This is a genomic window from Acinetobacter calcoaceticus (assembly GCF_051947995.1).
Lineage (GTDB): Bacteria > Pseudomonadota > Gammaproteobacteria > Pseudomonadales > Moraxellaceae > Acinetobacter.
This window is the reverse complement of the sequence record NZ_JBLVVH010000005.1, coordinates 221142-230062: the sequence shown is the minus strand read 5'-3', so window position 1 is coordinate 230062 and position 8921 is coordinate 221142. Positions and strand designations below refer to the sequence as shown.

Annotated in this window: 10 protein-coding genes; 5 read left to right on the top strand and 5 right to left on the bottom strand. The window is 41.9% G+C overall.

What is annotated here, in order from left to right; translation table 11 throughout:
* Nucleotides 1–154 precede the first annotated feature (154 nt).
* Both ACNQO6_RS12020 and ACNQO6_RS12015 read right to left on the bottom strand, forming a co-directional pair.
* Nucleotides 155–976, bottom strand: coding sequence for a protein kinase domain-containing protein (locus tag ACNQO6_RS12020; protein WP_440209100.1), 822 nt, complete (start codon nt 974–976; stop codon nt 155–157).
* Complete coding sequence (locus ACNQO6_RS12015) at nt 951–2459, bottom strand: DUF3336 domain-containing protein (protein WP_440209099.1); 1509 nt, start codon at nt 2457–2459, stop codon at nt 951–953. The genes ACNQO6_RS12020 and ACNQO6_RS12015 overlap by 26 nt, the downstream gene beginning before the upstream one ends.
* Before the next feature lie 176 nt (nt 2460–2635).
* Between ACNQO6_RS12015 and ACNQO6_RS12010 the strand changes: the two genes are divergently transcribed.
* The 4 genes from ACNQO6_RS12010 (at nt 2636) to ACNQO6_RS11995 (ending at nt 6396) form a co-directional block, all read left to right on the top strand.
* Nucleotides 2636–3526 (top strand): ATP-binding protein, encoded by an 891-nt coding sequence (locus ACNQO6_RS12010; protein ID WP_343579086.1) that lies wholly within the window; start codon nt 2636–2638, stop codon nt 3524–3526.
* A gap of 101 nt (nt 3527–3627) precedes the next feature.
* Nucleotides 3628–4728, top strand: coding sequence for a DUF6670 family protein (locus ACNQO6_RS12005; RefSeq protein WP_440209098.1), 1101 nt, complete (start codon nt 3628–3630; stop codon nt 4726–4728).
* A gap of 181 nt (nt 4729–4909) precedes the next feature.
* Nucleotides 4910–5488: a TetR/AcrR family transcriptional regulator gene (locus ACNQO6_RS12000; RefSeq protein ID WP_440209097.1), complete on the top strand. Its 579-nt coding sequence runs from the start codon at nt 4910–4912 to the stop codon at nt 5486–5488.
* Nucleotides 5485–6396 carry a DMT family transporter gene (locus tag ACNQO6_RS11995; protein ID WP_440209096.1) on the top strand — a complete coding sequence of 304 codons (912 nt, stop codon included), beginning with the start codon at nt 5485–5487 and terminating at the stop codon, nt 6394–6396. Before ACNQO6_RS12000 ends, ACNQO6_RS11995 begins: the two co-directional genes overlap by 4 nt.
* A 3-nt stretch (nt 6397–6399) precedes the next feature.
* Here the strand turns inward: ACNQO6_RS11995 and ACNQO6_RS11990 are convergent, their stop codons facing one another.
* The 3 genes from ACNQO6_RS11990 to tsaD all read right to left on the bottom strand — a co-directional run bounded on the left by ACNQO6_RS11990 (nt 6400) and on the right by tsaD (nt 8552).
* On the bottom strand, nt 6400–6744 hold the full coding sequence (locus ACNQO6_RS11990; protein ID WP_343579082.1) for a hypothetical protein: 345 nt from the start codon (nt 6742–6744) through the stop codon (nt 6400–6402).
* 124 nt (nt 6745–6868) lie between these two features.
* On the bottom strand, nt 6869–7372 hold the full coding sequence (locus ACNQO6_RS11985; protein WP_440209095.1) for a hypothetical protein: 504 nt from the start codon (nt 7370–7372) through the stop codon (nt 6869–6871).
* Nucleotides 7373–7544: 172 nt separating this feature from the next.
* Nucleotides 7545–8552: a tRNA (adenosine(37)-N6)-threonylcarbamoyltransferase complex transferase subunit TsaD gene (gene tsaD, locus ACNQO6_RS11980; RefSeq protein WP_343579080.1), complete on the bottom strand. Its 1008-nt coding sequence runs from the start codon at nt 8550–8552 to the stop codon at nt 7545–7547.
* Between the two features lie 144 nt (nt 8553–8696).
* Here tsaD and rpsU point away from each other — a divergent pair, with 144 nt between their 5' ends.
* Nucleotides 8697–8912 carry a 30S ribosomal protein S21 gene (gene rpsU, locus ACNQO6_RS11975; protein WP_004652785.1) on the top strand — a complete coding sequence of 72 codons (216 nt, stop codon included), beginning with the start codon at nt 8697–8699 and terminating at the stop codon, nt 8910–8912.
* The last annotated feature ends 9 nt before the right edge of the window (nt 8913–8921 follow it).

Genomic DNA, 8921 nt, shown 5'->3' with positions numbered 1-8921 from the left:
GGCGCTGGAACCTAAATCCAGTGCGTCTACCAATTTCGCCACGCCCCCGATGGGTATGCATATTAGAGAGAAACGTTCTTCATGACAAGTCTTTCTTTTAAAAAAACCGTTCAACCGAACATATAATATTCAAATCAAGGTGTTATGTTTACTTTTAAAGCAAATTTATAGCATTTAGACAGCTTTTTGTCGCCTGAGCAGTAGCAAATCGCTGTTCTCTATGTTTTGACAACAAGCCTTTTAACACTGACAAAAAGCACTGCAATGGTTCAGGAAGCTGAATGTGTAGTCGCTGGCAATGCAAGACAGCCCATTCATGATAGCTTTGCGCCTGTAATCTGCTTTGGGTCAACCATTCATAAACAATAATACCCAAGGCATATAAATCACTTTGAATGCTCTTACCTGCCCCCTGAAACAGTTCGGGAGCCATATAATGTGGTGTGGCATCCAGCGTCTCGATGGGCTGCCCTATTCTACATGCCTGTTCAAAGTCGATCAGCGTACAAGCTTTGCCGTGTACGCGAAAATGCTCCGCTTTTAAATCACCATGAATCCAGCCAGCTTGGTGCAGCTCATTCAATACATCTAAAGCCTTTACCATCTTTTGCCGAATCTCTTCGATATTATTCAAATCTTCAATCGGCGTAAAAAACTCTTTTGCTGCAATTGTAACGAGCCCCATTTCACGCTCAATACCATCAAATATATGCGCGAACCGGTTAAGTGCAATCACTTGATGCGGTAATAGCAAGTGTTGTACAGCCTGGCTGTGCTGATAGAAATCCAGCTCGCCTAATAAGGCCTGCTCCAAGCCGCGATGGGTATTCGAATAATGAAATTTCAGCCAGTAGTGCTGCTGATCGATATCAAAAGTATATAAGCGCCGCCCAAAGGCATGGCTTTGAGCTTTCGTGGCTAGCGTTAAGTTTTCAAGTTGAATCTTGGGATCACAAATCCACGTAGTAAAACTCATTCTGTTGCTTTTCTTCCTGCTTTCGCAATGATGTTAAACAATGCTCAATGGTTTTACCAATCCTTGCATGGGTTTCGATGGCCGAGATTTTGGGCCAGGTTGCCCGCTCACCTTCACGTTGCAATACTTTGAACAGTTTTGGCCGTGGATTTTTCAACATATAGCTGTAGTGCCGTAAACCATATTTGGCAATGATATTGACATCACCATAATAACGTTGCCCCAAAATACCATAACCATGATCCAGCGCACGACGAATCGGGAAAAAGCTTCCGGCATAATTACGGGTTAAATCCATCACTTCCAATGCAATCGCTTTTCCTTGCCGACGCACAATCCGTTCAGGCCAGCTTAATACATCCCGACGAAAGCGTTCTGAATCACTTTGCATGAAAGGCACAATATGTGGGTTGACCTGACTGGCGATGGTGTAATTAATATTATACAACCGAGCCATTTTTTCCTGCGGGAAATCACTGCGCATACTGCCATCTACCCATTTGGTGTTGGCGAGATATGGCGTATGTTGTCCATCATAACGTTTGCTGGTCAAATGCACGGGTGGAAATAAAACCGGAACCGCACAAGAGGCCAGCACTGCACTCCACACCAACACATTCGGCGCAGTTAGTGCATTCATGATACGGGGACTTTGTGCCGTGTTATATGGAGCGATCACAATATTAATATGGCGCTTAGACTGCTGATAAGCCTCAGCAAAGGTGACATCTCCGAGATTCTGCATCAGGAATTTTTTCAAATACATGACATCGGCAATACCGCCACGCCCCCGGATCAGTTCACTTATTTTCCTGAACTTGAATGCATCACTAAAAAAATGCTCGCCTTTGAGCAAGTCAGGCACCTGCTCCGATGTGGAAACACCCAACATGCCGGTCATGATGGCTCCGGCACTGGAACCAGACAACACCTGCGGCATTAAATCCTGTTCAAGTAAAGCCTTACAGACACCGGTATGAAATAATCCCAAGGTAGCACCGCCAGAAAACATTAAGGCAGGCTGTCCATAAGCGGTCTGACACTCTTCAAAAAACTGGATTTTTTCTTTCAACTGAAAGGTAATACATTCACTTGAGGCAAGATAGCGAAAGCAGTCACTCATTTCCTCAACATAACTTTCAATCAGCTTTTTTGTGCCAATATAAGTCTCCGCAAATAACATGGGATGACCAATATTGGCAAAATCATAGGACAGTCCTTCTCTTAATACATAGATCAGATCAAGTGTCCGGTGCTGGGTTCGATATTTTTTTAGTAAGTTATAGCGCTTGGATAAGATTTCTGCATCAAAATATGGCGATTCATTGTCATATTTCCATGCTTCATGTCCAGACTCTTCGTCCAGTTTTAGGGCAATGTCCTTCCATTCATCATAAGAACTTGCGTGTCGTAAGTGTTCTCTAAACACATCAACCCTATGCGACTGATATGTATTCTTTTTTTCTTGAACTCGATTGAACATTCGCGATCCTGATTTTCAGCATATTTTTTTGAATTCTTGCACCTATAACAATGCAAAAAGCGGCTGTAACAATCAAGGGTAAAATCGATTTATTTCGATATTTCTGATGATATTTTCTTTATTTTATTAAGAGCAATGTTAGTATCCCTATTCATCACTAAGTTTGGTTTTTAAGTATGGCAATCCTTGATTTACCAGAATCTATCATCCAGTCCTTATCCAATGTTTTAACTCAGCTTCAGCAAGTTCTTCCTGCGCCGAAACAACCCACAGATTTTTCTGCGATCGCGTTTCGATGGGAAAATCAACAATTGGTCGCAATACAACAACCCAAGAAAATGTATCTGGAAGATTTAAAAGGGATTGAACGCCAGAAAGATAAGATTATTCAGAATACACTACAATTCCTGAATGGTTTACCTGCCAATGATGTACTTCTCACCGGATCTCGTGGTACGGGAAAATCCTCGATTGTACGTGCCCTGCTCACTGAATATTCGGCTCAGGGTTTACGTTTGATCGAGATTGAACGTGATGATCTGTCAGACTTGCCTAAAATTCAAAAGCTAATTGAAGGTCGCCCCGAAAAATTTATTGTCTATTGTGATGATCTGGCCTTCAATGCTGAAGATGAAAACTACCGCAGCTTGAAAAGCGTCCTCGATGGCTCACTGCAATCAGGCTCAAGCAATTTTATTATTTACGCCACCAGTAACCGTCGTCATTTACTTCCTGAGTTTATGCACGAAAATACCCCTGTGCGTAAGGTTGATGTACCACAATATACGGAACTTCATCCACAGGAAGCGATTGAAGAGAAAATTTCACTTTCGGATCGGTTTGGCTTGTGGCTGTCTTTCTATCCCATGGATCAGCAACTCTATTTACAGATCGTTGAACACTATATCGTGAAAGCCAATCTGGAATATAACGATCTGGTACGCGGTGAAAGTCTAAAATGGTGTCAGGCACGCGGTCAACGCTCGGGCCGTGCGGCTTATCAGTTTTCAAAACACTGGATTGGCTCACAAAACCTGGAAAAATTATCAAATACAGCTCAGGCATAAATGTCCTGAAAAGCTGTAGCTTTGTCCTTATTTCAGCTTAGCATGGGCAATTGTTTCTCATAATCTAGCTTTCACAGCATGGATTGAGTTTAGGAAACAAGATGAAGAAACAATTGCCACCAACATCCCTGGCCAGCAAAATTTTGGGTAAAGGCTTATTACTTGCCCAAGGCACCTTAGACAAAGCCGTGGAGTATTCAACCCTTCCATTCTCCACACCTGAAATTATTCGACCACGCACACAAGAAAAATTTTATACGTGGACGCATTATGGAATTTTCTTTCCGCTTTTACCTGAACCCCATCGTTATTTAAACATCATGATTTTATTGGGTACACCTGGTGCATTGGCTTTTGACCATGACGATATTACAGTGGGTGATCCAAGAAAAAGTGCAACCTTCTTTTCAAGTACGGCTGCTGTTGATGAACATTTGTTAAAAGCCTATATCATGCCGGAAACTGCCAACATTCAGGAAGATGGTACTCTAATTGAATTAGGTGAAGAGGTTTCAATTCAAGGCACATTACCGAATATTCATCTCAAAGGGGCTTATCATGGCCTCAGCTTTGAATTTGATCTGGATGTTACCGATCAAATTTCATGGTTTATCAAAACCCCGATTTACGATCATTTTAGTTTACTGGCTCGCTTTAAAGGCCAACTTGAATATCGGGGGACCATGACCCCTGCTGAAGGCTTATGTACTTATGAATATGCCCGGGCAACAGGTGCGCATGGCGTAGTGAAAAAACTCCTGCCTGAACCCTATAAATTACCGTTGGATTTCTTTACCTATCAGATCATTAATTTAACCGAGACCACTCAATTACTGCTGACCAAAGCCGATATTCTTGGGCAACCGGCAGCCTATACATTGCATGTTCGCCATACCGACAAGCCAGCTGAAATCTATACCGATGTTGAGTTCAAGGTCACCCGCTATCAACCTGATCGTCATGTTTCACCAAGTGGAAAGAACATGCATCTGCCACAACAATTTAGCTGGTCCGTCCAGGATAATGTCGGTCAAAAGGTACTTGAGATCATTGCTGAAATTGACAGCCCATACCGTTATGGACACGGTGTGGGTTATGCCAGCGCCTACACCTATACAGGTGAATATCTAGATCAGCCAGTTCAGGGCCGTGGTTATATCGAATATGTGGATGTAGAAGACCAGAAAGTATTTCAAAAATAAGGCTACTTATAGGCCAATATAAAGATAAGCCTTTGAAAATATTAGAAGGCTTATCTACTCTCTCATTTCTTTCGCCGCTTCATCGCTGAAAAAATTGCTGTCTGTTTAAGAATTCGTACTTGCAGATAAAATAATTTTCACCTAATATTAGGTAGGTCGGTATACATAAGAAAATTTTACAATGAGTTCGAAATCAGCAAAACAAAAAATTCTGGATGCAGCATCTACTCTGTTCTATAACGATGGCATTAGCAACACAGGCATCAATAGCATTACAGAGAAAGCTAATGTGGCAAAAATGTCTTTGTATAATAACTTTGCCACCAAGTCAGATCTGATCACCTGCTATATCGAAGCACGTCATCAGGAATGGCTGGACTTATACGAAAAACGAAAAGTCCAGATTAAAACACCTTTAGACGGGATCCTGGCGGTATTTGATGCCTATCAGGATCATGCCGAATTTGCCTATGAAAAAGGGTTTCGTGGCTGCGGTCTACTTAATGCAGCAGCCGAGTTTCCCGCCCATAGTCCCGAACGTCTAGCCGTTAAACATCATAAAGATGAAATCGAAGCGATATTAGCGGGATATTTAAATCAACTCACCAGCACGCCTGAACGAGCCAAAGAACTGGCCCTGCTGCTTTCTTTTATTCTGGAAGGATCAATTGCCCGTGCTGGTTTAGAAAGCTCCAGTGACAAAGTATTTGCTGCAAAACAAATGGTTCAGAGCTTATTAGAGCAAGAGGTTTCAAAGTGAGTAGCACCTCTTTTCGCCTCAGTGCTCATTCTGGTTTTATTGCAGTCCTTATTGCCTCTATTTTATGGGGAACCACAGGCACAGCCGCTTCTTATGCTCCAAATCTAAGCCCTTTAGCGATTGGTGCATTTGCCATGGGGGGTGGTGGATTATTACAAGCCTTGCTTGCACATAAAGATATTCGCAGCCACTTACCGCACATCCGCGCTTACTATCCATTATTATTGATCGGTATGGTCTCGGTTGCGATTTATCCATTGGCGTTCTATTCGTCGATGCGTATGGCAGGGATTACCATTGGCACCGTGGTTTCAATCGGTTCAGCCCCTTTATTTACCGCATTACTGGAAAAGTTCTTTGATAAAAAAGCTCTTTCTGGCAAATGGTTTATCAGTTTCGTTTTTGGTCTAGCCGGCGTTTTACTGTTATCCATTGGCGAATCTCATTCTCAAGGATCAACCCATACCATTGCCACAGACCAGAAAAGCATTGGCATTATTCTCGGACTGATCGCCGCCCTGACCTATTCTTTATATTCTTGGGCCGCAAAAAAGATGATTGACCGCGGGGTCGACTCCAAAGCCTCTATGGGCCTGATTTTCGGTTTTGGGGCCTTAATTCTATTACCGACCCTATTTTTTACCGGGACCAACCTGTTTGATGAACCTGTGAATTTGTATGTTGTCGGTTATATGATGCTGATCCCGATGTTTCTTGGTTATCTATTGTTTGGATATGCCTTAAAGACCATTTCGGCTAGCACTGCCACCACACTGACCTTATTTGAACCACTGGTTGCAGCACTATTTGCCGTCTTGCTGGTTGGCGAACAACTGGCACCAATTGGCTGGCTGGGTATGGCTTTGATTTTTGTGTGTCTGGCAGTGTTGTCTAAAGCTGATCGTTAACAGTCAATCACCTAGAAAAATTGCTAAGCCATTAAAATCGATAAATAGTAATAAAGCGCACACAAAGCTAAAGGCGATGATTTTTCCATTAAAGAACAATGCTACTTTGGCTAGTTTTTTAATGGGTTCATCTTTTTTCAATCCAATGATCGAAAAAATGATGCCAATAAAATTACAGATCACTGAAATGATCCATACCAGCAAAAAGAATAAATGAATGGGTGGCATTTCACAGATTCGATCCGTCGTACATGGAATACTGAGAACATAAATTGAAAAAATTGCTGCAGCAGCAACTATAATGATACTTAACCATGCACAGCCATTGGCTGCTTTAATCACCCACATGATTCACTCCTTTTTATTTATATATTATTAAAAAAATACAATATAATTATTTGATAATTAAAATATTAATTATAACAGATGCAGAGCAATAGATTTCCTCTGCATCCAATTCAAGATTTAAATATCAATACTCTCTGGCTAATTTTTCCAATGTGGTGAGCATTTTTCTCACTACACTTCTTTTATGATGCAACATATTCTTAATGTTACTTGGATTAAAACCCGTCAATTTTGCGATACCACGACTGGTCATATACTCGCCTGTTTTGGCAAAGTGCTTTTCACTTAATTCAGTTTTCGCATTGGAGAAACGAACTGCAAGCTTATAATCATTAAACTCAGACCATGCACCTGTCTTATATTCATCTGCATCAAAGTTGCTTTTCTGCTGAGTCGGTTTCTCGCGCAGAATATTACTTAAGCGATTAATGACAATTTTCTCTTCACTTTGTTCAATTAATTGATAAAGTTCAGTTTCTTCAAATGGTCGTCCTAATGCGATATCTTTTCTATATTGTTCAACGACTTTTTCTTTTGATTCGACCTTTTTCTCACCTTGTTGAGTGAGGCAGAGAATCTTAAATAAAGACTCTAATCGGCCACATGTAAAAATATAAGAAATTTTCAACTTTTGTACTCCACAATGAGCTTTTGCTCATCAAAATAAAATTATATCGAATACCTTAATACAATAGCGCTGGCTTGAAGCCAGCGCCATGTATATCAATCAAGAATCTGATAAAGATAAGAATGGACTAAGCTGACCTGCAGCCTAGCAGCTAAAAGAGAGAAACTGTGTTTTAGGTCGGTTTTAACTCGGTCATCGGCCAGCGTGGTGTTGTGGTTACCGCCAAGCCATCATGCTGCCCAGCTTTTAAACGCTGATATCCGGCAAAGGCAATCATGGCACCGTTATCGGTACACAATGCAGGTTCGGCATAATACACCTGCGCTTTGATCTTTTTCAGTGAGGTCTCTAATTGCTCACGCAAACGAACATTGGCACTCACCCCACCCGCAATTACCAAACGCTTCAAACCTGTTTGCTTTAAAGCTTTCACAGATTTTTTTACCAGCGTATCAACGATCGCTTCCTGAAAAGAGGCCGCAACATCAGCATCCCGATTTTCTTCACCCAGCTTTTTCAATTGTACCGAAACTGCAGTTTTCAGACCGCTAAACGAAAAATCCAAACCTTGGTGCAACATTGGACGTGGAAATTCAAAGGCCTGTGCATCCCCCTGTAAAGCCAGTTTTGCAATATTCGGCCCTCCAGGATAAGGAAGCTTCATCATTTTTGCGACTTTATCAAAGGCCTCACCCGCTGCATCGTCAATCGACTCACCGAGCAATTCATATTGACCGATCCCATAGGCTGCCATTAATTGGCTATGCCCACCAGATACCAGTAAAGCCACAAACGGAAATTCCGGTGGAGTTTCCGAAAGTAATGGTGCCAGCATATGACCTTCCATATGGTGCACACCAATGGCTGGCTTATTCAGCGCAAAAGCCAAGGTACGACCAAACAACGCACCCGTCATAAGCGCTCCCATCAGACCTGGGCCACGTGTATATGCAACCGCATCAATCTCTTGCTTGGTGACATCACTTTGCTCAAGCAATTGATTCATCAAGGGAATCATTTTACGAACATGGTCACGCGAAGCCAGCTCTGGCACCACACCACCATATTCGGCATGTAGTTTGATCTGGCTATAGAGAACCTGTCCACGTAAGCCGAGCTCGCTATCATAGAGTGCTAACCCAGTTTCATCACACGAAGTTTCCAAGCCCAAAACAATCATTAAACTGCCTTTACAACGATCAAAAATAATATCCGAGCTATTATAGACTTGTGATCTGAGTTGTAAATGAGTAAAATACTGACCTTCACTTGCGATCTAGTGCATAGTGCGTTAGATCTTATCCATTATCTTAGAGGATTTTACATGCCACAAGTTAAGTTGAAAGAAGGCGAACCAGTAGACGTAGCTATCCGTCGTTTCAAACGTTCATGCGAAAAAGCGGGTGTTTTAGCTGACGTTCGTAAGCGCGAATTCTATGAGAAACCAACTCAAGAACGTAAGCGTAAAAAAGCTGCTGCAGTTAAGCGTTATCAAAAGAAATTGACTCGCGAATCTGTACGTACTACTCGCCTTTACTAATTAATTTGT